Source organism: Mucilaginibacter psychrotolerans (genome assembly GCF_004519315.1).
Lineage (GTDB): Bacteria > Bacteroidota > Bacteroidia > Sphingobacteriales > Sphingobacteriaceae > Mucilaginibacter > Mucilaginibacter psychrotolerans.
On record NZ_SOZE01000102.1, the window covers coordinates 1 to 351 of the forward strand.

The 351-nt window shown below is 47.0% G+C and carries 1 pseudogene; it reads left to right on the top strand.

Going from position 1 to position 351, the window contains the following annotated elements:
* A pseudogene (locus tag E2R66_RS28885) lies at nt 1–351 on the top strand (hypothetical protein); the annotation flags it as partial.

Here is a 351-nt window from a genome sequence, read left to right on the forward strand (position 1 = left end):
TACTGGAATTGATAGCGATAGTCCGGAGGGAGTTGCCAGGCTTGGGCTTACATAAGCTTTACCGGTGCATATATCAGCCCCTTAGGACGAATAACATCAAGATGGGCCGGGACAAGCTTAACACCTTAATGCGCAACCATGGCCTGCTAATCGTGAAAAAAAGGCGCGGTTCCCGTACGACGAATTCAAACCATTCATTCCATAGGTACCCGGATCTAGCTAAGGATCTTGAATTAGTCCGGCCAGGACAGCTATGGGTATCGGACATTACTTATATCACCATCAGCTATGACTTTAACTACCTGAGCCTGATTACGGATGCTTATTCCAAAAAGATCATGGGCTACTGCC